This window comes from Nitratireductor sp. GISD-1A_MAKvit, from assembly GCF_040819555.1.
In the GTDB taxonomy this organism is placed as follows: domain Bacteria; phylum Pseudomonadota; class Alphaproteobacteria; order Rhizobiales; family Rhizobiaceae; genus Nitratireductor.
This window is the reverse complement of record NZ_CP161919.1, coordinates 1-23,800: the sequence shown is the minus strand read 5'-3', so window position 1 is coordinate 23,800 and position 23,800 is coordinate 1. Positions and strand designations below refer to the sequence as shown.

Here is a 23,800-nt window from a genome sequence, read left to right as displayed (position 1 = left end):
GCGCGTTGATGTATGTCAATTTTGGATAGATTATTTGAATTCATTCATATAGCATATAAAGGATGGAGACGCGGGACCTTCAGACCTTTCTGGCTGTTGCCGAAACAGGGAGCATCACCAAGGCGGCGGTGCTGCTGGAGCGCTCGCAGCCGTCGGTCACCCGCACCATTCAGGAGCTTGAAGCAAAGCTCGGCTTTTCCCTTCTTCAACGCGCCGGCAGACGCGTCATGCTTTCCGATGAGGGCATTGCCTTCGAGGAAGAAGCCCGGCGCGTTCTCAATTCGCTGACCGGTCTTGCAGCGCGCGCGCGTGCCATTGCCACCGGCCGGGGCCGTACACTTCAAGTCGCCGCAACTTCCGCCATCGCAACCGGCGTCATACCCGCCGCGCTTTCCCGGTTCGCGGTCGAGAAACTGCCGCCTGAAATCCAGATCGCACAGTATCTGCCCAACCGGGTTGCCCAGGAAGTGGGTTCCGGCGGCGCCGAGCTTGGCTTTTCCAGCATGCCGCTGGACGTGCCCGGTCTCGAAGTCATGCGTCTTTATTGCGCCAATGATGTCGCCGCCCTGCCCGAAGGCGATCCGCTTGCCGACTATGACGTGGTGCCGCTTTCGGCCTTTTCCGGCCGCAGATTCGTGACCATGCTCGATCCGGGCCGCTTCCAGCGACAGGTCTCGCAGACGATGGAAATGCACGGCATCACGCCCGGTCCGCTGTTCCGCACCAATGTCTCCTATTCCGCACTCCGTCTCGTGCAGAAAACCGGCGTGGTTTCCATTGTCGATCCGGTCAGTGCCTACGGTGTGCAGCTGCCCGGCGTGGTTATCCGGCCAATCGATGTAGCAATCCCGTTCTACTGGGGCGCCGTCACCGCCTCATCACGCCCCCTGCGCCCACTCGTCACCCAGATGATCGAAGCCGTGGAAGCAGAAGCGCTCCGTCTCATTCCCGACCTGCAGATACTCGACCCCGCACGCAGTGCGCAGACAATTGACCGGCATGGTTCAGACAGTCCGGTCCCTCACCGAGGATCCGAATGACCAGTCACCCCCACACAACGCCCGGAGCCGCAGAAAGCCTGGATGCCCTGGAAAAGCGCATCCGCTTCGATCTCGACTGTCTCAACCTCCCATCGCCCAACTGGGTGCCCGAGCGGCATTCGGAGAAGGGAGAAAAGGTTCACGATGTGGTGGTGATCGGCGGTGGCATGTGCGGCCTCGTCGCAAGCTTCGCACTCCGCACCGGAGGCATCCGCAACATGCGCATCTTCGACCGCAACCCGGAAGGGTTTGAAGGTCCGTGGCTCACCTATGCCCGCATGGAGACACTGCGTTCGCCCAAGACCCTGCCCGGCCCGGCCTTTGGCATGGGGGCGCTTACCTTCCGCGCGTGGTACGAGGCACAGCATGGTGCAAACGCCTGGGAACGACTCGACAAGATCCCCCGTCCCATGTGGATGGAGTATCTCATCTGGTACCGGAAGGTGCTCGATCTCCCTGTCGAAAACGAGGTCGAGGTCACCCGTGTCACGCCGGAAGGCGAATTCCTGAGGCTTGAGCTGCGCGGTGCTGGCGCAAAGGTAAGCTCCGTCCTCACCCGCAAATTCGTGATGGCCACGGGCCGCGACGGCACCGGCCACCCCAACATTCCCGATTTCGTTTCCGGTCTGCCAAAAGATTTGTGGGCACACTCCTCGGAAGACATCGATTTCCCTTCTCTCAAGGACAAGCGCGTGGTCGTGATCGGCGTCGGCGCTTCGGCGGTCGACAACTCGGCCGAAGCGCTGGAAGCCGGCGCAAGGGAAGTGCGCCACCTCATTCGCCGCCGCGAAATGCCCACCATCAACAAGATGATGGGCATCGGCTCCTTCGGCTTCACATCAGGCTATGCCGCGCTGCCAGACGAGTGGCGCTGGCGCTTCATGCAGTATTCCTTCGTCACGCAGACACCTTCGCCGCGCGGTTCGACCATGCGTGTCAGTCGGCATGAAAACGCCTTTTTCCATTTCGGGCAGGGCATAGTCCGCGTCTGGAACGACGGCGACGAGGTTGTCATCGAAACCACGGCCGGAAAGACCGTTCGCACCGACTTTCTCATCCTCGGCACAGGTTTCACCGTCGATCCGCTGGCCCGCGCCGAACTGGGCGAGGCCGCTGGCGAGATCCTGCTTTGGCGCGACCGCTATACACCCCCGGCAGGCGAAGAAAGCCGCGAACTGGCGAACTTCCCCTACCTGAACGCCGATTTCTCTTTCCGCGAGCGCACGCCCGGCGCCGCCCCGTGGCTCTCCAGCATCTACTGCTTCAACTTTGGCGCATCCGCGAGCCTCGGCAAGGTTTCCGGCGACATTCCCGGCATCAGCGACGGCGCCCGCTGGCTCGCCTATTCGATCGCCGCAACGCTCTACGGCGAAGATGTCGAGACCCATTGGCAGGCGATGCTCGACTACGACAAACCCGAACTGCTCGGCGACGAATGGACCGAAACCGAGCTGGAAGACTGCGCAGCCATGGGCGCGCGCGAACCGACCTATCAGACTGGAGGCTGAACACCGCATGAGCGACCTTTCGCCCGACGACATCGTCATCACACAGGCCGGGATCGGCGCTGGCGGCTCTGTCCGCGAGGCCCTCGAAGGCCGCGCGGACATCATGGCCATGACGCAGGCAACCCATGATGCTGCCCTGAAACCCGGTGATGCCGGCGGCCTCTCCCATGGCGAACGCGCCGCACTCGCAGCGCGCGTCGCGCGGCTCAATGAAGACGAAACCCTTGCCGCCCATTACATGACACTGCTCGAAGAATCTGGTGCTGACGAAGCAATCGCAGCCATGGCCGACCCGGCTCATGACGGCGAAGGAAACGCCCGCCGCGCCGCAATCCTCGCCTACACCGATCTCGTTTCCACGCATCCGCGCGACACGACACCGGAAGATGTCGAAGCGCTCAAGAGCGCCGGCATTTCCGACGCCGACATCGTCAGGCTTTCCGAACTGAACGCATTCCTGGCCTATCAGATCCGTGTGATCGCCGGCCTCAAGCTGATGAGGGCGACGGCATGAGCACCATCATCCACGAGTTCACCACGAAGATTCCCGTCTGGCGTCCGCGCGTTCAGCCCGTCAGGCTGGACGAGGCCACGCCCGAACAGCTCGACGCGCTCAAGGTCACGCCTTCCAACACGAAGGTCTCCGACTATGTTCTGGTGCTCGCCAATGATGTCGAGACACTGAAAGTCCGCACCCCGCTTTTCAACGCGATCATGTATAATCGCGGCGGCATGGGCCGCGCGGAGCGCGAACTGAGCGCCGTTGGTGCCTCGGTGGTCAATCGCTGCGTCTATTGCGCCGCCGTCCATGCGAGCCGGTACAACCAGCTCACCAAGGACGAGCAGGTGATGGAGGCCATCTTCACCGATGGCGAGGAGGCCGAGCTTGATGAGCGCCAGAAGGCGATCTTCCTGTTTGCGGTCAAACTCTCCAAAGCGCCCAGCGAGGCGCGTGAAGAAGACATGCAGGCGCTGCGCGATGCCGGGCTCAGGGACGACGAGATTCTCGATCTCATCCTGTCGGCCTCGCTGTTCGGCTGGGCAAACCGGCTGATGCACACGCTGGGCGATCCGGTGGTCGAGTAAATTTTTTGGGGCTGACGTTTTGAGTAACGTGGAAAACAATCTGCGTGTGGGTATCGCCGGGGCCGGCGCCATCGCTTTCGGGGCCGCCGCCTTTCTTGAGCAGTCGGGCCACAGCCCGGTTCTCTGGTCGCCCTCCGGCGAACGCACGAAAAGACTGGCAGAAGGCGAACCGCTGATCGCCACCGGCGCCGTCGAGGGCACGTTCCATCCGGGCGTCGCGCAATCGGCCGAGGCGCTCGTGGCCGATGCAGACGTGATCCTCATCGCCCTGCCCGGCTACGGCCACAAGCACGTCTTCGATGCGATCGCACCCCATATCCGCTCCGATCAGGCGGTGATCATTTCCTCGCATGCCTCCTTCGGCGCGCTTTACCTGTCGAAGCTTCTGGCGGCTCGCGGGATCACCGTCCCCATCGTCGCATGGGGCACCACCGCCACCACAGGCCGCCAGCCGAGCCTCGTGGAAGCCAGCGTCAACACGGTGCGCAGCAAGATCGACCTCTGCACGGTTCCCGAAAGCCGGGCCAGCGAGGGTCTGGCGCTTTGCCAGCGCCTCTTCGGCGACCGTTTCGTGGAGCGTGACGGATTGCTCGCCATTGCACTCAGCAATTTGAACCCGCAAAACCATATGGGCATCGCCCTGTGCAACATGACCCGCATGGAGCATGGCGAAACCTGGAGCCAGGGCTTTAACGTCACGCCCAATGTAGGACGCCTGCTCGAAGCGCTCGACCGTGAGCGGCTGGCCATTGCCGAGGCGCTTGGCCTTTCGGTGCGCACCATCTTCGAGCATTTCCACCTGTCTTTCCATGTGCCGCAGGACACGGTCTCGGCCATGAACCAGAAAATGCACGAGGAGGGACGCGGCGGCACCGGTCCTGCCACGGCAGACAGCCGCTACGTCACCGAAGACGTACCCTATGGCCTGCTCATGACCGTGAAACTGGGCGAACTGACCGGATGTAATGCCAGTCTGCACCGATCCGGCGTGGAGATTTTCTCGGCCATGTATGGGCGTGATTTCTTTGCGGAGAACGAGCTTCTCGATGCACTGGCGCTGGACACGATGACACTCGAGGAACTGAAGACCCTGTGCCGTGAAGGCTATGGTTCGCTAACACAACCTGCTTGAGAAACAGGGCAACAACAGGAGCCGACAAGAGCTCCGTCGCAGATGCGCAAAGCACGTAAGACAGAAAACAACCGAAAGAGGGTTAGTACGATGACCAAATTCATCACCAACCGCAGACAATTCATCAAGAGCAGCGCCGCCGGCGCCGCCCTTGTCGCTGCTCCCGCCTATCTCCGCTCCACCGCCGCGCGCGCCTCGGGCGTCGTCAACGTGTGGACCTATGCCAACTTCATCCCCGATGATTTCAAGGCCGAGTTCGAGAAAGACACGGGGATCGAGATTCAGATCCGCCTCGTGGACGATCAGGGCAAGCAGTTCAACCTGCTCGCGGCCGAAGCGCCGAACCCGACCGCCGACATCGTCACCGTCGCCGGCCACCGTTTCCTCCAGTTCATCTCGGCCGATCTTCTGGCTCCGCTCGATACGGACCGCCTCGGGAACTGGAGCAACATCAACCCGATCTATTCGGAAAGCGACTGGGCCACGATCAACGGCAACAAATGGGGCGCGCCGATCCTTTCGGGTGCCGAAATCCTCGCCTACAACACCGAAGTCGTCAGCGAAGACGAAGTGAAGAGCTGGGACGTTCTCTTCTCGGACAAGTACAGCGGCCAGACAGCCTACACCATTCAGGACATGATGTCCGTTGTCATGCTCTACAAGGGCTATGACGGCAACATGGTTGCCTATATGGACGATCCGGAGAAGGCCGCAGAAATCGTCGCCGAAGCGCGTGATTTCCTCATCGAGAAAAAGCCGCATGTGCGCAAATATTACGATGCGGGTGCGGAAGTGCAGCAGATGTTCATCAATCAGGACATCGTCCTTGCCCACGCATGGAACGGCCCGATCGCCAAGCTCATCACCGATGGCTTCCCGGTCGACATGACCATTCCGAAGGAAGGCACCTATGGCTTCGTCTACACGCTGAACGTCGCCAACAACGCTCCCAATTCCGACAACGCCTACAAGCTTCTCGATGCGCTTCTGGCCAATCCGGAAGTGGGCGCAGAGATGACCAAGTCGTCGGGCTTCATCTCCACCTACAAGGGCGCCGATCAGTATCTCTCGGACATCGAGAAAAAGGCATCGTCCTTCACCGAGGAGGAGCTGGCAGGTCTGCAGTTCTTCCGCGCCGAGGCCAACGAGATGAAATACAAGCTCGTTGACCCGGCCGTGGAGCAGATCAAGGCCGCCTGATGCACGGGCAGCCGGGTGGAGGTTCTCTGCCCGGCCGCCATCATTTTCCCGAAATGCGTCCATGGGTCCTCGGATCCACGCGTTGAGAAGCACGAGCAACCGCATTCATGGCCCAAGCAGAGACCCAAAGGGCAGACCTTCAGGAACCATCCACGCCGGCAGGCAGGATGACGTTCTGGGGCGCGCTCATGAGGAACGGCGTATATCAGGCCGTTTCCACCACGCTGTTCAAGTCACAGCGCCGCCAGTTCTGGATTCTGGCAAGCCTGCCGCTGTTCTGGATATTTTTTGCCAATCTCGGCCCCATCGTCGAGATGTTCTGGATCGGGTTTCTGGACTCCTACCCGCCGAAAGTGGGCTATGAGCCGCAGTTCACGCTCGCGAACTGGGCAGCGTTCTTTCAGGACCGGGTGTTCATCATCCCGTTCTTCCGCACGCTCGCCTTCTCCTTCATCTTCACCGCGATCACGCTGCTCATCACCTATCCGGTGGCCTATTTCCTTGCCAAGCATGTGAGCCGCAAGAACCAGCTTCTGTTCCTGCTGCTCCTGCTCATCCCGTTCTGGGTGGGCGAGATCGTGCGCACCTACGCGATCATGATCCTGCTCGGCAACAATGGTGCGGTCAATCTGGCGCTGAAATCGCTCGGCCTCATCGAGCGCCCCATACCGTTTATGTATACGGGCTTCTCACTCGGTGTCGGCATCATCTATCTCACCGCGCTCTACATGCTTCTGCCGCTCTACTCGGCGCTGGAAAAGCTGCCCGACAACTACCTCGAAGCTGCAGCCGATCTCGGCGCGGGCGCGTGGACGCGCTTCCGGCGCATCACGCTGCCGCTTTCCAAGGAAGGCATCGCGTCGGGCTGCACCCTCGTCTTCCTGATTTCGACCGGCTACTACGCGACCCCCGTCCTTCTGGGCGGTCCCCGCTCGACCGTCTTTGCAGAAACAATTGCCGGCTTCTTCCACGTCGCCGGCGATCAGTGGCCCATGGGCGCGGCCTTCTCCTCGATCATGCTGATCGCGACGCTCGGCGTAACCGGCCTTTTCCTCAAGCTGATGGGCCGTGACGGAAAGGGGATGATGCGATGACCCGCAACACACGCATTCTGATGTCGGTCATCTACTGGGCCTTCATAGTCTATCTCTTCGTGCCGCTGGCGCTCATGGTCACAATGGGCTTCAAGGATTCGAAGTTCATCGGCTTCCCGATCCGCTCCTGGACACTCGAGTGGTATGCCACCGTCATACAGGACACGCAGGTCCTGTCGGTCTTCGGCTACTCGATGACCATCGCCATCGCCAGCACGGTCCTGTCCCTGATCATCGGCACATGGGTGGCCGTGTTTCTCGGTCCCAACCAGTTCCGGGGCAAGGCGATCATCTTCGCGCTTGCCTGCCTGCCGGCGGTCATCCCCGGCATCATCTCGGCGATCGCGCTGCGCATCTTCGCCCGTCTGATTGACATCGAACCGGGCATGTTCGCCATCATTCTCGGCCACACGGTGCACAATGTGCCCTTCGTGGCTCTGGTGGTGATGGCGCGTCTTTCGACCCAGCCGAAAAGCCATATCGAGGCCGCACGCGATCTCGGAGCCGACAGCATCGTCGCCTTCTTCCGCGTCACGCTGCCCTATCTGAAGCCCGCGCTGATCGGAGCCGGCATCTTCTGCATGCTCCTGTCCTTTGACGACTTCGTGCGCGCCTTCTTCCTCGGCGGCTACCAGCCGACGCTTCCGGTGCTGATCTTCGCCAAGCTGCGTTCGGGCATGTCGCCCGAGATCAACGCCATCTCCACCATCGTTCTCATCATGACCGCGATCCTTGGCCTGTGGGCCGAGCGTTCCATGCGGCGCCTGAACAAAGGTTCCTGACCATGACCGGCGAAAAGGACACCATCGTCCATATCGACAACGTCACCAAGCGCTTCGGCAATGTCATCGCGGTGGATCAACTGGACATGAAAATCATGGCCGGCGAGTTCGTCACCTTCCTCGGCCCTTCCGGCTGCGGCAAGTCGACGACCCTGCGCATGCTCGGCGGTTTTGAGACGCCCAGCGAGGGCCGCATCATGCTCGACGGGGTGGATGTGACCCGCCAGCCACCCAACCGGCGCGACGTCAACATGGTGTTTCAGGACTATGCGCTCTTCCCGCACATGACCGTGGGCCAGAACGTGTCCTTCGGGCTCGAACTCAAAGGCAAATCGCGCCCCGAGATCGAGCGCCGCATGGCGGAGCTGCTCGACTTCCTGCAGCTTTCCGGCTTCCGCGACCGCACGCCCGACCAGCTTTCCGGCGGCCAGCGCCAGCGCGTCGCGCTTGCCCGCGCGCTTGCCCCGGACCCAAAACTCCTGCTCTTGGACGAGCCACTCGGCGCGCTCGATGCCAAGCTGCGTGGCCAGGTGCAGATCGAACTGAAAGACATTCAGAAGCGCACCGGCAAGACCTTCTTCTTCGTCACCCACGACCAGGAAGAAGCGCTCACCATGTCCGACCGCATCGTCGTCATGAATGCCGGCCGCGTGGAGCAGTCCGGTACGCCGGAAGACCTCTATTTCCGTCCCGAAAGCCGTTTCGTGGCCGAGTTCATCGGCGAGACGAATTTGATCAACGGCACCGTGCGCGGCGTGGAGGAGAGCGCGGTCATTCTCGACTGGAACGGCCTTTCCGTCCGTGGTTCGGGCCATGGTCATCGTCCCGCCGCGGGCGAAAACGTCACCGCCTCGCTTCGCCTCGAAAACGTGACCTGCCACAACAAGAAGCCGGCAAATCAGAATGCCGTCGAGGGCAGGGTGATCAGCAAGCTGTTCAAAGGCAGCCGCACCTCGCTGGACATCCGCGTCGGTGAGCGCGAGGACAGTGTCATCCGCGCCTATATGGATGCAGGCAAGGCGGCTGAAATCGCTGATGACCAGCTCTGGATCAGCTGGGAGCCGGAGCGTTTGACAGTCCTGCGCGACTAGTTTCTTTCGCGCCCCTTCATTCGGCCTCAGGCTGGCCGATCCACGTCTCGAACTCATCCAGCTGGGCGAAAGTCGCCGGGCGCAGCTTTCCCCATTTGGATGCATCCGAGACCAGAAATCTCCGCTGCGACCGCGCCATCGCGGCACGTTTGACGGCAACCTCGTGAAAGTGGAAGCAGGTCACCCCTTCGCTTTCATGGATTCCGGCGGCGGAGAAAAAGCCCTTGGTGATGTTGATTTCCTGCAGCATGCCAAGCGCGGTGTCGGAGCTGAAGCTTCCGCTCTCGGGATGATAGATTCCCGCCAGCAGGATCAGGGTCACACCGTCCAGCCGCGAAACCATCTCGGCAATGTTCATGGCCTGCGTCACGACAGTGACATTCGCATCCTGCGGAAGAGTGGCAGCGAGATATTGAAGCGTCGATCCGCAGTCCACGAAAATCGTGTCTTCCGGTTCGATCAGAGCTGCCGCACGCCGCGCCACCTGTGCCTTGGCCTGCGTATTGGTGCCCTGCGCGTGAGACAGGGAATAGCGTTCACCGGTCTCGCTGGCCGACATGACGTAACCGCCCAGACACAACAGCCCGCTTTCACCATTCCCCAGATCGCGACGGATGGTGATCTCTGACGTGCCGAGCTCCCGCGCAGCCTCTGCAATATGCAGGATCTTGCCCGTGCCACAGAGCTTCTTGAGTGCCCTGAGCCGCGCTTCTCTTCCTGAAGGTCTCGCCAAATGTATCTCCAGACCATGAAGCGCCAGGCTGCAGCGGCCCGTGGCGATGAACGCAACAGCAGGCATCGCACTTCAAAGGTTTACAGGTTTTGATGGGACACCATCATATTGAAACGAATTGATCAATATATTGACACGCATTTCCGAAACCCTATGCCCGCTGGTATTCCACACCCCGGGCCCGCGCAAGCGACAGCCTGATGCGATCACGCGTGAGGCGGCAAAGACAGATGCGGCGTCCATTGGCCGGAAAGAGCCACCGCCCCCCGCCCAGCGGCGTCAAGCTCACGGCATGGCGCAACGGGCCACTTCCCCAATGCAGCGTCCGCCCCTCGATCTGCAAATGCGCGCCATCGCACATCCAGTCGCCGTCGAGGTCCGGTGCTTCGTCATCGGCTGCCACAGGCAGCAGCCTGACCGGACAATGATAAAGCTCTCCGGTCAGCGCGCCATCCACCAAACGCAGACGCATGCGTGACTGCGCTGCATTGGAGACGAACCAGCCGTCTTCGCCTTCAAACAGCGTTTCCTCCGCGTCACGGACCACGATCGAACCTGGACGCACTTCCGCCCAAAGGTCCCCCTCCGCCGCCGCATAAAGACCCGGCGGTGCCCATTCCCCTGCAGGCTTCGGCAAAGCGCCGGGCGACACGCCGCAAAGCGCTGCCCAGACATGCGCTGCAAGCCCGGTCGCGTCTCCATCGTCGCGGTTGGTGAGAACCACCAGCGCAATCTCCCGCTCGCGATCACACAGGAATCCGGCACGGTAACCGGCCTGCGCGCCGCCATGACCCGGCACCGCCATATCGCCGATCTGCGTCAGGCTTGTTCCAAGCCCATAGCCGGTCGCCTCTCCCGAGCCGAGCGGCAGCGGTCGTGAAATCCGGTCGAATATCGCACGCGGCATCAGATCGGCGAGCCAGCGGGCGAGATCCATGGCCGACCCGGAAAGCGAGCCGGCTGCCGAAAGATGCATGCCCTGAAAACCCTCGGACCACCCACCGGCCTCGGGCACGTGCCCGGGCACCAGCCCCGGCACGGGATCGGTCCAGAATTCCGAAGCCCGCATGCCGATCCCCAGCCGCTCCGAATGCGCCGCGACCAACTCGGAGAATACAAGGCCCTGTCGCGCCAGCGCCATTTCCAGCAGGCGATAGCCGCCATTCGAATAAGCGACTTCTGTCCCCGGCGCAGCGTTGAGCCAGTCACGCCCCCCCATCCACTGATAGAGGGCTTCCGCTTCGGTGCGCTCATGCGCGCCGATCCCCAGAAGGGTCAGACATTCGCGCGGGTCCGGCAGCCCGCCCTGCATGGCCAGCGCCTGCCCGACCGTCACCGATGCCGGCGCAGCGGCAAGGTCGGGCAATATCTCTCTCAGAGGCTGTTCGAGCGCAAACGCTCCGCTTTCCAGAAGGCAGGTCGCGAATACGTGCTTGGTCACCGAAGCCCATCGAAACACGCTGCCAGGCCCAATAGCGCCAAGCCCTGCTCCTTCATGCCCTTTCGCCGCGATCAGGCGCGGGGCTCCCTTTTCGATGCCCAGAACCACACCACCGGGTCCATTGTCCCCCCATGCTGCAAGCCTTTCCTGCGCGGTCGTTTCCGCGGCCGGCCAATCCCGATCCGACATTCCTGCTCCCCTGTTCGGCAGATATATGCGAGCGGTGCCCTGCCGCCGGCTCGATGTCAACGGTGCTCCCCCGCTGGGCCAACGCCCGCGAAGCTTTGTCTCACGGGCTTGATAGTCTCGCTCGAAAATACGATCTGAGAATTTCCAACAAGGAGACCCTCATGCTGCAACGCAAAGATTTCTACATCGACGGACGCTGGGTTCCGCCGGTGACCCCGCGAGAGCTCGACGTCATCAACCCCGCAGACGAACAGCCCTTCGCAACCATATCGCTGGGCAGCGCGGCAGATGTGGACAAGGCCGTCAGCGCTGCACGTGCGGCATTTGCCGGCTGGAGCACCACGACCCGTGAAGAGCGGATAGAATTTCTCGAAACGCTCGTGGAGGAATACAAGCAGCGCATCGACGACATGGCGAAGGCCATTTCTGCAGAAATGGGCGCACCGATGAAGCTTGCGACAGAGGCGCAGGCTGCAGCCGGCCTTGGGCACATGAAGGCGTTCATTCGCGCGCTCAGGAATTTCACCTTCGAGCACCCGCTCGACGAGCGCAATCCGCAGGAATACATCGTCTACGAGCCCATCGGTGTCTGCGGTCTCATCACACCGTGGAACTGGCCCATGAACCAGGTGGCTCTCAAGGTCGTTCCGGCTCTCGCCGCCGGCTGCACCGTGGTTCTGAAACCCTCCGAAGTGGCGCCGATGTCCTCGCTTCTCTTCGCCGAGATCATGGACAAGGCCGGCGTCCCCGCCGGTGTCTTCAATCTGGTGAATGGCGACGGCCCGACCGTCGGCGAGGCCATGTCGCGACATCCCGACATCGACATGATGTCTTTCACGGGTTCCACCCGCGCCGGCACCTCGGTCATGAAGGCCGCCGCCGACACGGTCAAGCGTGTCACGCTGGAGCTGGGTGGAAAGTCGCCCAACATCGTCTTTGCAGACAGCGACATTTCGAAATCGGTGGCACGCGGCGCGGCCCAGTGTTTTCAGAACACCGGACAATCCTGCAACGCTCCCTCCCGCATGCTGGTCGAGCGCTCCGTCTATGATGAAGCCGTTTCCATCGCTGCCGAAACGGCGGAAAACTGCAAGGTGGGCGACCCAAGCGAGGACGGAAATCATATCGGACCCCTCTCCTCGGCAGTCCAGTTCGAGAAAGTTCAGGCGCTCATCGAGGCAGGGATAAAGGAAGGCGCGCGCCTCGTTGCAGGCGGCCCCGGTCGCCCGGAAGGCTTCAACCGCGGCTATTATGCACGGCCCACCGTTTTCGCCGATGTTTCAAACGACATGCGCATTGCGCGCGAAGAAATTTTCGGTCCGGTGCTGGCGATGATCCCCTTCGACACGGAAGAGGAAGCAATCGAGATCGCCAACGACACGCCCTACGGGCTGTCGGCCTATGTCCAGTCGGGCGACCGCGAACGCCTTCGCCGGGTCTCGCGCCAGCTTCGCTCCGGCATGGTCCAGCTCAACGGAACCGGGCGTGCACCGGGAAGCCCCTTTGGCGGTTACAAGCAGTCCGGCCTCGGCCGCGAAGGTGGCAAATGGGGCATCGAGGACTTCCTCGAAGTCAAGGCCATCTCTGGCTGGGAATAAAAGAGAAAGGCCGGCCGCGTCTGCGGCCGGCCTCTTCAATCTACTCTCACACTCTAAAGTCTACCGCACCAGATAGGCATTGGTGAACCAGGTCGAAACGTCAGGCATCTCTTCAAGGCGCTTGCCATCTGCATCGCGCATCACGCCGGCCTCGAACATGAACTTCGTGATGTTGCCAAACATCCCGGCATCGATGAGCCCCACCGGCTCGCCTTCATCCTGAAGATAGCCGCCATCCACGATGGCTTTCATCGAGGCCCGCACCAGTTCGGGATTGGAAAGCATGCCGCCGGTTTCGGCGATCAGCATCTCCGCTGCTTCTTCCGGGTTTTCGGCGGCGAAGGCATAGCCACGCTGTGCGGCCTCTACGAAGGCTTTCGCTGTCTCCGGGTTCGCATCAAGCCAGGTCCCATTCGCCCCCAGATAGGTGGTGTGCTGATCGGGCACGCCATAATCGGCATAGCGAAACGCCCGCTGCGGCCGGTTGAGCAGAACGGAGTTCACCCCCTCCCAGGTACTCACCTCAAGCGTGAAATCCACCGTCCCGTTGGCGAGCGCCTCATAGGCAGATGTGCCCAGTGTGACGGTCTCGAACTCGCCCTTTCCACCATCGTTCTGGATGATGGTCGAGATAAGCGCCTGTTCCCATGCGCTGCCGAAGCCGGCATAGGTCATGCCGTCGAGGTCGGCAGGGCGCTGAATGTCCTCGCGCTCGCCATTGAAGACGAGACGGCCTGTCTCATGCTGCATCACCGCCATGACAACCGTGAGATCCGCGCCCGTGGCGCGCTGGCTGTAGAAGCCGATGGAGCTCAAAATGCCGAATTCGGCCACGCCTGTTGCCACCAGCGTGCCAGACGAGGTGTCGGTATAGGGCAGAATCTCCACATCGAGACCCGCTTCCTCGAACCAGCCCTTCGCCTGGGCGACATAAAGGCCCACATGGTTGGTGTTCGGCGTCCAGTCCAGCGCAACGCTCAGGCGCTCCTGCGCCACGGCTGGCAGCGCCATTGCGCCCAGCATCAGTGCTGCGGCTATCAGGCCTTTCATGGTCATTCTCCTGTCTGACTGAGCAAGATATTCAAAAGCTCTTCTTCCTGGGTCCGCGCTTCTTCCGGCAGCGCCGCGCCAAGGCGCGGGCGCGGAGCGCGGACGATCATTTCGGAAATCACCCGGGCGGGCCGGCGGGACAGCACGTAGATGCGGTCCGATAGCGCCACCGCCTCGCGCACATCGTGCGTCACAAGCAGTGTGGTCCAGCGGGCGGCGCTCCAGCGACCTTCCAGCCAGCGCTGCATCTGCGCGCGCGTCAGCGCATCGAGCGCGCCGAAGGGTTCGTCCAGAAGCTGGATGGGCCGCGCCTGTATCACCGTTCGAAGCAACGCAGCCCGCTGGCGCATCCCGCCCGAAAGTTCCGCCGGGTAGCGCTGTTCGAACCCCTCCAGCCCGAACTCCGCAAACAGCGGCAGCGCGCGTGCGCGGGCCTCGGTGCGGGACACACCCTGCACCTCCAGCCCAAGGATGACGTTGTCGATGATGCGCCGCCACGGCATCAGCGCATCGCGTTGCGGCATGAACGCAAAGGTCTTGCCGTCGCGCTTCAGCGCCGTGCCATTACGCAGGATCTCGCCGCTATCGGGTTGGAGTGCTCCTGTCAGCAACCGGAACAGAGTCGATTTTCCTGCTCCCGACGGGCCGAGAATGGAAACGAACTCACCCTGCCCGACACGCAGCGATACGTCGTCGAGCACTTCTGTCTCGCCAAGCGAGACGCCCACATTGCGCAGTTCCAGAGCGTTCATTGTCCCTGCCCCGCTTGTCGCCAGCGCAGCAGCACCCGCTGCAACAATGCAGACACGCCGAAGAGAACCAGTGTCAGCGTGGAGCTTACGACCACGGCCGCCAGCATCAGATCGGGACGAAAACTGTTCTTGGCATTGAGAATGACAATCCCCAGCCCGGCACGCGCGCCGACATATTCGGAGAAGATCGCCGCCACCACGGCATAGGTGATCGAAATTCGAAGACCAGCGAAGAAATAGGGCATGGCGGAGGGAAAACGCGCGGCGCGAAACACCTTCCAGCGCGATGCCCCCATGGAACGCATCAGCGTTTCGATCTCGGGATCGGTCGATTCATAACCGTCCACCAGCGCGACGAGCATCGGGAAGAAAGTAACAAGCGCCACAAGCAGAATCTTCGGTGTGAGACCGAAGCCGAACCAGAGCACCGCCAGCGGCGCGATGGCCACCAGCGGCAGGGTCTGGCTCACGACGAAAATCGGAAACAGCGCACGCCGCGCCTTCGGCAGAAAATCGAGTGCAACCGACAGCGCAAACGCAATGCTGACGGAAAAGGCAAAACCGGTCAGCGTGGCGCTCAATGTCGGCAGCGTGTTGTCCCACAGCAACGTTCGATTGGCTGCCATCTGTTCCACCACGCGCGAAGGCGCCGGCAGAACAAGCGGCGAGATGCCCGAGACCCGCACATAGACTTCCCAAAGGATCATGGCGCCGGCAATGCTCGCCAGTGCGGGCAGGCCACGCGCCAGCCGTCCGCCCACAGGGCGGGGCAAACCCTGTGTCATCGGATCACGCCGTGGAGGGGCTGTTGGCGGAAACGGTCAGATCGATCGTTACATGGCCTTCCGGCGGGCCGAAGCGACAGAACGCCTGTTCGAGCGTCGCAAACACGGGACCGGCATCTCCCGTGAGGCGCGAACAGAAATTCTTGGAGCGGTCGAAGACACCGCTCGACTTCAGGAAGTCGATGCAGCCCATGATTTCGGCCATGTGGTCGCCGGCGCCCATCACATAGAGCGAGAATTGCGCCCGTGCGATTTCCGAGGTCGCCCTGGCATCTGCCACCGCCGCAAGTGCCGCCTTCTGACGATCCTCCAGAGGCTCGGAAGGGTTGGCAAGCGCCGAGGTCGCACAGATCGGATCATCCGGCTCGCCGGGGCATCCGCGCGAGAGCGTGGCGCGCATGACGACGTGATGCCGCGTGGATGCGGCAGCGACATAGAAATCGCGCAGGGCCGGAAAGAGCACTTCGGGCGGACCGACAACCAGCGTCGAGATATCGTCGGTTTCGATCCGCAGCCGATCGCGCCAGGGGTCGAAGGCAGAGAGCGACGACATGATGACATCGACGAAATCGTCGGTCATCGGATAAAGGGAAAGCTGCGCACCTGCGAACATGATTGTCCTCCTTGCTCCGCTGGCATTACCCAGATCAGCTTCTAGGGCCCGAAGGCTTGCGCCTTCATCTCAGCCGCGGCCATACGCGGCACCCCTGTGGATGTGAGGTACGAACCAAATCCCGTGTCGGAAAGCAAGCCGATTGTTCAGGAAACGATGCCGAAGTGACGAATTATCCAGCTATCCACAGGCGTCACAATCCGAAGATCCGGAATGATGAACGCCCGGAGAGTTCGCGCACGGCTCCGAAATGCTCAAGCCGTTCGAAGAGACGCTTCGAGGCCCAGCGGGAAAGGTTGCAACCGGGCGCCGAGGCCGGAAGGGCATCTTCATCGAGCAGCTTCTGCACGACCGTACCCGCTCCCCTGGTCCGCAGTTTCGGCAAAATGGAAACAAGCGTGTCGGCACGGCGCGAGATGTCACCTGCCGAGCGAAGCGCGGCCTCTACCCCCTGAACCAGCGCGAGGCACACCGCCCGGGCAAAGGCCGGATCTGCGGGATCGATGCGCCCCCTCTCTCCGTTCAGCCGAAATGCGGAGCCATAGCGCTGCGCCATGAGCAGCGGAACGGGACGAGACCAGCCAAGCATCGTTGCAATCAGCCCATCCGCGAGCGCCCATGCCAGCGCCTCGGCATCCGCGCGTTCCGTCATTGTCGCCTTTACGAATTCCGCAGCAGCAAAGGGCGCGGCACCACCCGACTGAACCACTGTTTCCGCGTGGTCCACCACAGCCTCGACCTCCTCTCCCATCGCAAGGCCGAGCAGGTTTGAAAGCTCCGCGATCGTGGAAGATGACATTGCAAAGCGACGCGAAGCCAAGCGCCGGTAGGCAAGGAAAATCTTGCCGGCGGGGCCCGGGTCATCCCCCGCCCCGGTCAGCAGCACCGCATCGCGCAGCGCACTCTCGTCCTCACCGCGTCCCATGAGCCTCGATGCCGCTGCGGCGCATTTCAGGGCCTGGCGCCCGCGCCAGCAGCCCGACCAGGGCCGGTTCGCTGCGCACAAGATCATCCAGCGTCTTGAGCGCAATACCGGCGGCAAACCCGGCATCGCTCAAGCTTGAAACGGCCCCGCGTGGCATTGTCCATCGGGGGAGGGTCATGCTTGAAAGTGAGCCAGTCGACGACAAATCCATGTTCACAGATTAGAGCGGATGAGCGGTTTCTGCCAGTATTCTTGCAAAAAAGCGCACAGCTTGTCTTAGGCCACCTATGTCCGATAAGATTGTATTATCAGACATAGCAGAAAACAGACCGAAATGACCTCTGACAACGAGCAAAATCCGCAAGGCCGGCACAGGAACCAACCTACAGCGCCAGAGGAACCGTTGAACTCAGGTGCTCTTCCATCAGAAGATGCCGCTCTTGCGTTAAAATCCCCCAAACCCGCCATGGATAATTCAGACCTGCCCGACATTGTCGATCTGGTGCTTGCGATGGGTGAGGAGGTCGCCTCCCCTCCCCCGCCTGCTGCTGCCGATCCTCTCGTTGAGACTGCCCGCAATTATGCGCGGGCGGCCCGGTCTGAAGCCACGCAGCGCGCCTTTGCAGCCGACTGGCGTCACTTTTCCTCCTGGTGTCGCCGGTCGGGCTATTCCGCGCTTCCCGCCGATCCGCGCGTGGTGGGTCTTTATCTCTCCGCCTGTGCGTCCTCCACCCCGCGCCCCACCGTTTCAACGCTGGAACGCCGGCTTTCCGGCCTGACCCAGAGCTATTCGCAGCGCGGCGAAAGGCTCGATCGCAAGGATCCGCACATCACCGAGGTTTTTGCCGGCATCCGCCGCAGGCATGGACGCCCGCCCATCCAGAAAGAAGCGCTTCTCGCAGAAGACATTCTGGCCATGATCGAGACCCTCCCCAACGATCTGCGCGGCCTCAGGGACCGGGCGATCCTGCTTGTCGGTTTTGCCAGCGGTCTGCGTCGTTCGGAGATCGTCGGGCTCGATGCCGGCGCCGAGCAGACCGAGGATGGCAGCGGATGGGTGGAAATCTTCGACAAGGGCGCCCTGATCACCCTGCGCGGCAAGACGGGCTGGCGCGAGGTGGAAATCGGGCGCGGTTCGGCCGACCGCTCCTGCCCCGTGGAAGCGCTGAAAACGTGGATGCGGTTCGGACGCATTGCCCACGGCCCGCTCTTTCGCAGGATTCGCGGCCAGAGCAGGGTTGAAGAAAGCCGGCTCAATGACAGGCACATTGCCCGCCTGGTAAAACGTGCGGCATTCGATGCGGGCCTGCGCCCCGAGCTTTCCGAGAAGGAGCGCGAAAGGCTGTTTTCGGGCCATTCCCTGCGGGCCGGTCTCGCTTCTTCCGCAGAAGTGGACGAGCGTTTTGTCCAGAAGCAGCTCGGCCACACAAGTGCGGAAATGACCCGCCGCTATCAGCGACGGCGCGACCGGTTTCGTGTCAATCTGACCAAAGCCAGCGGGCTCTGATCAATCAGTCTCGTGAATCGGTCGCCGGCAATCGATTCATGAAATGCGTTGGACCTGCTCATGCGTTCCGGGCCACCGTCACGGCATGTCTATCAACCCGCATCAATGTTCCCTGAGACGCGTCGATCCCGCGCGCAACATGGCGCGCTACTACACGCTTTCCGTTGAGCCGACCCTTTTCGGCGATGCAGCACTTGTGCGGCAATGGGGGCGGATCGGCACGCGCGGACAGTTCAAGATCAACCTGTTCGACAACACGCAGTCCGCGGAAGCCGCACTTTTGCGGCTCAGGAAAATCAAGGAACGGCGCGGCTATCGATGACTAGAGCCAGGAGGCGGCGTCCTTGGGCAATCGGTGCTCGGGATCCGTAACAGAGAGAACCGGCGCCCCCTCCCCGTTCCAACGCCAGAGCGCAACACAGCTTCCGCCAGGCGACATGAAGGACGGATAAATCACCCCGTGAAAGCCTTTTTCCATAAGCGTTTCGCGCAGCCGATGCGTTTCGGGAACACGGCCCTCATCCATCTCGGACCGCCACTCGCACTGATGGATATCCGGCGAAACACCATGAACCTTCATGACCGCCGCATTCGTCAAATCCGCCAGCCGTGCGTTGGAGAGCGTGAGCTGCGCAATGAGCGCGGGATGCTGCACAAAGCCCTGATTATACTCCGCCCAGGCCGTTGAAAGCTCACATGCGACATAGAGCGCGGGCGCGCCCACCGGGTTCCAGCGCCCGCCGAAACGCGCCGCCCCATCGCCTGAAAGCGGTTCGTGAGCCCAGCGCGGAACATAGGCCCGCCAGAGCGTTTCGGTCCGCAGACCCTCAGGCATAAACGCCGGCGCGCACCGCTTCGAGATAGGCGAGAACCTTGTCGGCCTTGCCTTCGCCGACGAGATCATAGGCGGTTTTGCCCGCCCAGCCGGGGATTGGCTGGTGCTTGAACCAGATCACCGCCCGGTGTTCATTGCCGGCCATTGCGGTTGCCATGGCGAGAATGCGCACGACCGGGCTCAAGGCCTGATCCACCTTGCGTTGGCCGGATTTGGCCGTAAGCGTGTTGCGTGCAACACCAATCAGGCGCGAGAGCTCAACCATCGTCACACCGAGCAGGTCAGACACCCGGCGGGCGGAAAGAAAGGGAGCTCTTTCGTCGGCAAAATGCTCCGCCGCGAAATCAAAATCCGTCGCTGTCATCACCGGTGCCTCCTTGTTTCTATCTCATCTTGATCACAGATTGAGCACATTACAAGAGATATGTGCGCAAAATGTGGATTCAAGAAATCCTGCAAAACGCTAATTTTGGCCCAAAACCGCCTTCTGGCGAGCTGAAATAAGCGCATTCAGCATCGGTTTCACCGAAAACGCACCGGAATTCGCCCGCTCTGTCAGCCGTCGGAGATAGCCGCCGGGCGAGCGAATGACCTCCGCGCGCTCCAGCATGGCCGCAATGGTGATTGCCGCGTTGATGTCGCCCATCTCGGCACGGGCCTCAGCCCAGGCATCCGGTGAAACACCGAGCATGGAGCGAACGGTTTCGGCCGCCTTCATCAGGTCGCGCCAGTCTGACAGCCCGTCCGGCGCATAATCACGCATTTGCGGGCAGGCAGAAGCCACCGTTTCAAACCCGACGGATGGTTTTTGGCCGCCTCCCTCCGCTTCCGGCTGTCGGCGCCCTGTCTTTCGGTCGGATACGGTGTCGTGATCGCTTCCAACCGCCGATTTGGTTTCAAGGTTGGGCGGTATCGCCCCCGCTTCAACTTTTTCCCGGTAGGTTTCAAATTGGGAGTCTGTGTTTGAATTATGAATATGGCGCTCATTTTGATTGGCATTGGCGCTCATATTTATGTTTTCATATACCATGAGCTCAGCATCACGGGCCTCCAGATCTGCCTCGCTCAGGCCTTCCAGATAGGCTTTCTCCACCTCATTGCGCAAAGCCAGAAGGGCATCGCGGCGGGCCTTCAGCGTTTCCCAGTCAGTGTTTCTGCCAAGCCGGCCGGAGAGTGCGGCCAGGCGCTCGGCAAAAGGCGCGAAGGAACGTCCCCTGCCCTCTTCGGCGGCGGCCTCGACGATCGCGGCGATGTCGCGCAGATGGATGGTGACCTCGCTTCTCAAGGCCCTGATGGCGCGCGCCAGACGGCGTGCCTCGGCCGCATGGGTCTCGATCTCGCAAGCGCGCATGACGAGTGGCGCAAGATCGAACCCGAAAGCCTCCTCGATCTGGCCCTCCTCGCTGCGCCGCGCATAGCGCTTTCCATTGGCACTGTCGCGCCGCAGGATGAGCCCGGCCTTCACGAGGGCGGCCAGATGCCGCCGCAGCGTCGCAGGCGCCATGCCGCGGGCCCGGAGGGAAAGCTCGGCATTCGAGGGAAACACCACCAGATCGCCGCCCGGATCGAGCTGGCGCTCGGTGCTGAAGCTCGCCAGCGCCTCCAGGACCACAATCGTCCTGTCCGAAAGCCCAAGCACCAGCCGCGCTTCGGTCACGGCGCGCAGCAATTGCCACTTGTCTACCGCGTGTTCCGACGGAGATTGCGCCTCTGCGGAATGTCCATTCAGCGCTTTTCGCGCACGCCGCACCTGCTCGTTGACCAGGAATTGGGCACGCGCCAACCCTTTCCCGCCGAATGGCGAGATTGCAAATCTGTCTGTCATTGTCTCACCTTGCTTCAGGCAAGAAAAAGACGCTCACCGGAACGCTCCGATGCTTGACTTTGCACGACGGAAGTGATTCTTTCAGATTGCTACATCGAAAGGGGCTTCCGGAATGGCAACGTTCTGGGGGCCTTTTTTCTTGCGGTTTTTCCTCTCGCTCAGTCCTCTTTGCTTCACATGATCCGGCTTTTGGCCGGGATGGTCTCGCCGCCCTGGGGCGGCTGATTGCTATGTCTCTTTGGCCCGCTCCTTGTCGAAGCGCTCGGCCAGCTCCGGCAGGTGCTCGGCCAGATAGTCCGCAAAGCCCGGAAGGGCCTTTTCATCGAAGTCGAAACGGGGTTTGGCGCCGAGCGTGACGCGGGCCAGTGTGCGCCCCTTCCCGTCCTCGATGGCGCGAGCCTTCTCCGCCTTCTTGCCCCGCGCTGATGCGCGCTTGGCCAACCGCTCATAGAGCCTGCGAAAACGCTCGTCGGAATCAGCAGCCCGAAACGCCACGGACGTGATTTCATCCTGCGCGATGACGACAGCGGCCTCGCGTTTCAAAAATTCCGCGAGGGCCATCCAGCGGGGCCTGCCAGCCTTTGGAGCCGGGGCCGATCGCACCGGCAATGTGTGCGGGCACCGCTTCGGCCACCTGAAGCAGCCGCGTCATCTCCGCCTTGTGCAATGACAGCGCGCGCTGCACGACGCCACGGTCGAAGCCATGACGCATCAAGGCATCGGCGAAGAAAGCCCGCTCGATGAAGGAGAGATTGCGCCGCTCGGTGTTTTCCTTGCCCTGCGCCAACACCAGCTCATCGTCGTTGAGCGTGCGCACGATAGCCTGAACCGGACGTTTGAGCCGTGCGGCTGCCCGAACGCGGCGATGGCCATAGGCCACCTGGAAGCGTCCGGTTTCGGTCGGGTGAGGGCGCAACAGGACCGGCACCTGCTGGCCGTTCTCGCGCACGCTTTCCACCAGAGCGTTGAAATCCTCGTCGCCATCGTCCTCTCGGCTCAGGCGATCGCGCACCAGAGAAGGGTCGATCAGCTCGGGGTCGACCTCGACGATGCGCTCGCCCTTGGCAAGGCTTTCGCGGATGGCACGCGCGTCTTCCACCTCGCGGGTCATGGAAGAGAGAGTGAGCCCCATCGCCTTGACGGCGCCTGAAGAGCTGCGCGGCGGTGCGTCGGCCTTGGCCGGGGAGGGTGCCGGTTTGGTTTCTGGCGCACGCGGCGCAGGCTTCGGTTCGGGCGCCGGACTGGCTGCTTCGCCCTCGCCCGTGCCGCCGAACAGTGCCTTCAGATGATCCTTGCGCTTGCTCATGTGGCATCTCCCGCCACATTGCGGCCCCAGGCCGCTTCCACCAGCGCCTCGACCTCGGAGTTGACAGATGTCAACGCCTCCATCGCACGGTCATAGGTGGAGCGAGTGAAATTGTCCCTGCCGACCTCGTAGAGCGTCTGCTTGGTGAGACCGGCATCGGAAATCGCTGTCGATTTCACCATGGGTGCGGTCAACACGCGCTCGCCGAACTGCGAACGCAGGAAACCCACGATTTGCGTCTGCGGCCCGTCATTGGGCTCGTAACGGGTGACGAGGTAGCGCAGGAAATCGAAATTGAGCGATCCACCGGCCTCACGCACCACCGAGAGCAGATCCGCCGTCATGTAGAGGAACTGGCTCATAGAAGCCACGTCGAGCATCTGCGGATGCACGGTGACGATCACCGATGTGGAGGCGCAGAGTGCCGACAATGTGAGAAAGCCGAGCTGCGGCGGACAGTCGATGACCACCACGTCATAGTCATCGGCAACCGAGGCGAGGGCGGACTGGATACGCGCAAAGAAGAAATCATCCGCGCCACCGCCGGCCCTGGCGCTCTGCCAGCATGCGTGGGGTGGTGTGCTCGAACTCATGAAGCTCGAGATTGCCGGGCACCAGATCGAGCCCGTCGAAATAGGTCTTGCGAATGATCTGTGAAAGCGGACGGCGCTCTTCGTCATAGCGGATCGCGCCATAGAGCGTGTCGTTGCCGGACAGATCGATCTCGGGCTGATAACCGAAGAGGGCGGAGAGTGACGCCTGCGGGTCGAGATCGACAGCAAGCACGCGATAGCCCGAAAGTGCCAGATGCTGCGCCATGTGGGCGCTGGTTGTGGTCTTGCCCGAACCGCCCTTGAAATTGGTCACGGAAATGACCTGCAAATGCTCGCGCTCGGGATCGCGCCACTTCACATAGGAGCGCGCCTTGGCAAGATTGCCCTTGGCGCGGGCCTGTGCCGCCAGATGATGGCGCAGCGCATTGATATCGGCCAGCGAATAATAGCGCCTGCCGCCCGCGCCTGTCTCGGGCTGCGGCCCCTCGCCGGCAATGGAGAGCTGACGCAGATACCCGTCTGAAACGCCGATCAGCTTTGCCGCCTCGCCACTGGAAAAGGTGCGAAGCGTCTTTTGCGCTGCCGGCGGAAAGAGCCTGTCGCGCATGACGCGCAACTGCTCGGAGAGCCGGGCGGCATCTGCCGCGATGGCCTCATCGGCCGCGAGCGCGTCGTGCCCTTCCGTGCCGCCCATCGCTGCCACCTCCGCCTTGTCCAACTCCCGCTCTCCTTCATGGTCGCTGGCGATATCCAT

The 23,800-nt window shown here is 62.0% G+C and carries 25 protein-coding genes, 1 pseudogene and 1 riboswitch; of the genes and pseudogenes, 12 read left to right on the top strand and 14 right to left on the bottom strand.

Annotated features, from left to right (window positions below; translation table 11 throughout):
• Positions 1-62 precede the first annotated feature (62 nt).
• The 9 genes from AB2N04_RS00130 (at position 63) to AB2N04_RS00090 (ending at position 8,933) form a co-directional block, all read left to right on the top strand.
• Positions 63-1,040: a LysR family transcriptional regulator gene (locus tag AB2N04_RS00130; protein WP_367714357.1), complete on the top strand. Its 978-nt coding sequence runs from the start codon at positions 63-65 to the stop codon at positions 1,038-1,040.
• Positions 1,037-2,548 (top strand): NAD(P)-binding domain-containing protein, encoded by a 1,512-nt coding sequence (locus tag AB2N04_RS00125; RefSeq protein ID WP_367714356.1) that lies wholly within the window; start codon positions 1,037-1,039, stop codon positions 2,546-2,548. The genes AB2N04_RS00130 and AB2N04_RS00125 overlap by 4 nt, the downstream gene beginning before the upstream one ends.
• Positions 2,549-2,555: 7 nt before the next feature.
• Positions 2,556-3,062, top strand: a complete 507-nt coding sequence (locus AB2N04_RS00120; RefSeq protein ID WP_367714355.1) for a CMD domain-containing protein — start codon at positions 2,556-2,558, stop codon at positions 3,060-3,062.
• Positions 3,059-3,634 (top strand): peroxidase-related enzyme, encoded by a 576-nt coding sequence (locus AB2N04_RS00115; protein WP_367714354.1) that lies wholly within the window; start codon positions 3,059-3,061, stop codon positions 3,632-3,634. Before AB2N04_RS00120 ends, AB2N04_RS00115 begins: the two co-directional genes overlap by 4 nt.
• Positions 3,635-3,662: 28 nt before the next feature.
• Entirely contained in the window at positions 3,663-4,766 is a 1,104-nt protein-coding gene (locus AB2N04_RS00110; protein WP_367714444.1) for an NAD/NADP octopine/nopaline dehydrogenase family protein, read from the top strand.
• A 90-nt stretch (positions 4,767-4,856) separates the two neighbouring features.
• On the top strand, positions 4,857-5,966 hold the full coding sequence (locus tag AB2N04_RS00105) for a PotD/PotF family extracellular solute-binding protein (protein WP_367714353.1): 1,110 nt from the start codon (positions 4,857-4,859) through the stop codon (positions 5,964-5,966).
• Positions 5,967-6,073: 107 nt separating this feature from the next.
• The gene (locus AB2N04_RS00100) at positions 6,074-7,060 is read left to right on the top strand and encodes an ABC transporter permease (protein ID WP_367714352.1); all 987 of its coding nucleotides are present in this window, start codon (positions 6,074-6,076) and stop codon (positions 7,058-7,060) included.
• Positions 7,057-7,842, top strand: a complete 786-nt coding sequence (locus tag AB2N04_RS00095; RefSeq protein ID WP_367714351.1) for an ABC transporter permease — start codon at positions 7,057-7,059, stop codon at positions 7,840-7,842. The genes AB2N04_RS00100 and AB2N04_RS00095 overlap by 4 nt, the downstream gene beginning before the upstream one ends.
• A 2-nt stretch (positions 7,843-7,844) precedes the next feature.
• A complete protein-coding gene (locus AB2N04_RS00090) occupies positions 7,845-8,933 on the top strand; it encodes an ABC transporter ATP-binding protein (protein WP_367714350.1) in 1,089 nt (362 codons plus the stop codon).
• Between the two features lie 16 nt (positions 8,934-8,949).
• On the opposite strand, the gene AB2N04_RS00085 is transcribed toward AB2N04_RS00090, so the two are convergent.
• Both AB2N04_RS00085 and AB2N04_RS00080 read right to left on the bottom strand, forming a co-directional pair.
• Positions 8,950-9,666, bottom strand: a complete 717-nt coding sequence (locus AB2N04_RS00085; protein WP_367714349.1) for a DeoR/GlpR family DNA-binding transcription regulator — start codon at positions 9,664-9,666, stop codon at positions 8,950-8,952.
• Between the two features lie 151 nt (positions 9,667-9,817).
• Positions 9,818-11,296 carry a serine hydrolase domain-containing protein gene (locus AB2N04_RS00080; RefSeq protein WP_367714348.1) on the bottom strand — a complete coding sequence of 493 codons (1,479 nt, stop codon included), beginning with the start codon at positions 11,294-11,296 and terminating at the stop codon, positions 9,818-9,820.
• A 161-nt stretch (positions 11,297-11,457) separates the two neighbouring features.
• Here AB2N04_RS00080 and AB2N04_RS00075 point away from each other — a divergent pair, with 161 nt between their 5' ends.
• The gene (locus tag AB2N04_RS00075) at positions 11,458-12,894 is read left to right on the top strand and encodes an aldehyde dehydrogenase family protein (protein ID WP_367714347.1); all 1,437 of its coding nucleotides are present in this window, start codon (positions 11,458-11,460) and stop codon (positions 12,892-12,894) included.
• Between the two features lie 60 nt (positions 12,895-12,954).
• Here the strand turns inward: AB2N04_RS00075 and AB2N04_RS00070 are convergent, their stop codons facing one another.
• The 6 genes from AB2N04_RS00070 to AB2N04_RS00045 form a co-directional block, all read right to left on the bottom strand.
• A complete protein-coding gene (locus tag AB2N04_RS00070; protein ID WP_367714346.1) occupies positions 12,955-13,944 on the bottom strand; it encodes an ABC transporter substrate-binding protein in 990 nt (329 codons plus the stop codon).
• Positions 13,945-13,946: 2 nt separating this feature from the next.
• A complete protein-coding gene (locus AB2N04_RS00065; protein ID WP_367714345.1) occupies positions 13,947-14,696 on the bottom strand; it encodes an ABC transporter ATP-binding protein in 750 nt (249 codons plus the stop codon).
• Positions 14,693-15,481, bottom strand: coding sequence for an ABC transporter permease (locus AB2N04_RS00060; RefSeq protein ID WP_367714344.1), 789 nt, complete (start codon positions 15,479-15,481; stop codon positions 14,693-14,695). The genes AB2N04_RS00065 and AB2N04_RS00060 overlap by 4 nt, the downstream gene beginning before the upstream one ends.
• Before the next feature lie 4 nt (positions 15,482-15,485).
• Positions 15,486-16,094 (bottom strand): YkoF family thiamine/hydroxymethylpyrimidine-binding protein, encoded by a 609-nt coding sequence (locus AB2N04_RS00055; protein WP_367714343.1) that lies wholly within the window; start codon positions 16,092-16,094, stop codon positions 15,486-15,488.
• Positions 16,088-16,200, bottom strand: a riboswitch (TPP riboswitch). Its footprint overlaps the gene before it by 7 nt.
• Before the next feature lie 87 nt (positions 16,201-16,287).
• Positions 16,288-17,049 (bottom strand): DUF1403 family protein, encoded by a 762-nt coding sequence (locus AB2N04_RS00050; protein ID WP_367714454.1) that lies wholly within the window; start codon positions 17,047-17,049, stop codon positions 16,288-16,290.
• Positions 17,006-17,152, bottom strand: coding sequence for a hypothetical protein (locus tag AB2N04_RS00045; RefSeq protein WP_367714342.1), 147 nt, complete (start codon positions 17,150-17,152; stop codon positions 17,006-17,008). The genes AB2N04_RS00050 and AB2N04_RS00045 overlap by 44 nt, the downstream gene beginning before the upstream one ends.
• Positions 17,153-17,485: 333 nt before the next feature.
• On the opposite strand from AB2N04_RS00045, the gene AB2N04_RS00040 reads away from it, so the two are divergent.
• Both AB2N04_RS00040 and AB2N04_RS00035 read left to right on the top strand, forming a co-directional pair.
• Positions 17,486-18,526 carry a tyrosine-type recombinase/integrase gene (locus tag AB2N04_RS00040; RefSeq protein ID WP_367714341.1) on the top strand — a complete coding sequence of 347 codons (1,041 nt, stop codon included), beginning with the start codon at positions 17,486-17,488 and terminating at the stop codon, positions 18,524-18,526.
• Positions 18,527-18,611: 85 nt separating this feature from the next.
• A complete protein-coding gene (locus AB2N04_RS00035; protein ID WP_367714340.1) occupies positions 18,612-18,848 on the top strand; it encodes a WGR domain-containing protein in 237 nt (78 codons plus the stop codon).
• Here AB2N04_RS00035 and AB2N04_RS00030 read toward each other — a convergent pair whose 3' ends face one another.
• The 6 genes and pseudogenes from AB2N04_RS00030 to repA form a co-directional block, all read right to left on the bottom strand.
• Positions 18,849-19,361 carry an RES family NAD+ phosphorylase gene (locus AB2N04_RS00030; protein WP_367714339.1) on the bottom strand — a complete coding sequence of 171 codons (513 nt, stop codon included), beginning with the start codon at positions 19,359-19,361 and terminating at the stop codon, positions 18,849-18,851.
• Positions 19,354-19,725, bottom strand: a complete 372-nt coding sequence (locus AB2N04_RS00025) for an antitoxin Xre/MbcA/ParS toxin-binding domain-containing protein (protein WP_367714338.1) — start codon at positions 19,723-19,725, stop codon at positions 19,354-19,356. The genes AB2N04_RS00030 and AB2N04_RS00025 overlap by 8 nt, the downstream gene beginning before the upstream one ends.
• A 99-nt stretch (positions 19,726-19,824) precedes the next feature.
• Positions 19,825-21,186, bottom strand: coding sequence for a plasmid replication protein RepC (repC, locus tag AB2N04_RS00020; RefSeq protein WP_367714337.1), 1,362 nt, complete (start codon positions 21,184-21,186; stop codon positions 19,825-19,827).
• Positions 21,187-21,414: 228 nt separating this feature from the next.
• Positions 21,415-21,729: a hypothetical protein gene (locus AB2N04_RS00015; RefSeq protein ID WP_367714336.1), complete on the bottom strand. Its 315-nt coding sequence runs from the start codon at positions 21,727-21,729 to the stop codon at positions 21,415-21,417.
• A complete protein-coding gene (repB, locus tag AB2N04_RS00010; RefSeq protein ID WP_367714335.1) occupies positions 21,692-22,492 on the bottom strand; it encodes a plasmid partitioning protein RepB in 801 nt (266 codons plus the stop codon). Before repB ends, AB2N04_RS00015 begins: the two co-directional genes overlap by 38 nt.
• A pseudogene (gene repA / locus AB2N04_RS00005) lies at positions 22,489-23,740 on the bottom strand (plasmid partitioning protein RepA). The gene repB and the pseudogene repA overlap by 4 nt, the downstream one beginning before the upstream one ends.
• Between the last annotated feature and the right edge of the window lie 60 nt (positions 23,741-23,800).

What these genes read in the sequence shown, in the direction of transcription:
- AB2N04_RS00130 (WP_367714357.1), top strand. Translation starts at nt 63, where the DNA reads ATGGAGACGCGGGACCTTCAGACCTTTCTGGCTGTTGCCGAAACAGGG.
- AB2N04_RS00125 (WP_367714356.1), top strand. Translation starts at nt 1,037, where the DNA reads ATGACCAGTCACCCCCACACAACGCCCGGAGCCGCAGAAAGCCTGGAT.
- AB2N04_RS00120 (WP_367714355.1), top strand. Translation starts at nt 2,556, where the DNA reads ATGAGCGACCTTTCGCCCGACGACATCGTCATCACACAGGCCGGGATC.
- AB2N04_RS00115 (WP_367714354.1), top strand. Translation starts at nt 3,059, where the DNA reads ATGAGCACCATCATCCACGAGTTCACCACGAAGATTCCCGTCTGGCGT.
- AB2N04_RS00105 (WP_367714353.1), top strand. Translation starts at nt 4,857, where the DNA reads ATGACCAAATTCATCACCAACCGCAGACAATTCATCAAGAGCAGCGCC.
- AB2N04_RS00100 (WP_367714352.1), top strand. Translation starts at nt 6,074, where the DNA reads ATGGCCCAAGCAGAGACCCAAAGGGCAGACCTTCAGGAACCATCCACG.
- AB2N04_RS00095 (WP_367714351.1), top strand. Translation starts at nt 7,057, where the DNA reads ATGACCCGCAACACACGCATTCTGATGTCGGTCATCTACTGGGCCTTC.
- AB2N04_RS00090 (WP_367714350.1), top strand. Translation starts at nt 7,845, where the DNA reads ATGACCGGCGAAAAGGACACCATCGTCCATATCGACAACGTCACCAAG.
- AB2N04_RS00080 (WP_367714348.1), bottom strand. Translation starts at nt 11,296, where the DNA reads ATGTCGGATCGGGATTGGCCGGCCGCGGAAACGACCGCGCAGGAAAGG.
- AB2N04_RS00075 (WP_367714347.1), top strand. Translation starts at nt 11,458, where the DNA reads ATGCTGCAACGCAAAGATTTCTACATCGACGGACGCTGGGTTCCGCCG.
- AB2N04_RS00070 (WP_367714346.1), bottom strand. Translation starts at nt 13,944, where the DNA reads ATGAAAGGCCTGATAGCCGCAGCACTGATGCTGGGCGCAATGGCGCTG.
- AB2N04_RS00065 (WP_367714345.1), bottom strand. Translation starts at nt 14,696, where the DNA reads ATGAACGCTCTGGAACTGCGCAATGTGGGCGTCTCGCTTGGCGAGACA.
- AB2N04_RS00060 (WP_367714344.1), bottom strand. Translation starts at nt 15,481, where the DNA reads ATGACACAGGGTTTGCCCCGCCCTGTGGGCGGACGGCTGGCGCGTGGC.
- AB2N04_RS00055 (WP_367714343.1), bottom strand. Translation starts at nt 16,094, where the DNA reads ATGTTCGCAGGTGCGCAGCTTTCCCTTTATCCGATGACCGACGATTTC.
- AB2N04_RS00040 (WP_367714341.1), top strand. Translation starts at nt 17,486, where the DNA reads ATGGATAATTCAGACCTGCCCGACATTGTCGATCTGGTGCTTGCGATG.
- AB2N04_RS00035 (WP_367714340.1), top strand. Translation starts at nt 18,612, where the DNA reads ATGTCTATCAACCCGCATCAATGTTCCCTGAGACGCGTCGATCCCGCG.
- AB2N04_RS00030 (WP_367714339.1), bottom strand. Translation starts at nt 19,361, where the DNA reads ATGCCTGAGGGTCTGCGGACCGAAACGCTCTGGCGGGCCTATGTTCCG.
- AB2N04_RS00025 (WP_367714338.1), bottom strand. Translation starts at nt 19,725, where the DNA reads ATGACAGCGACGGATTTTGATTTCGCGGCGGAGCATTTTGCCGACGAA.
- repC (WP_367714337.1), bottom strand. Translation starts at nt 21,186, where the DNA reads ATGACAGACAGATTTGCAATCTCGCCATTCGGCGGGAAAGGGTTGGCG.
- repB (WP_367714335.1), bottom strand. Translation starts at nt 22,492, where the DNA reads ATGAGCAAGCGCAAGGATCATCTGAAGGCACTGTTCGGCGGCACGGGC.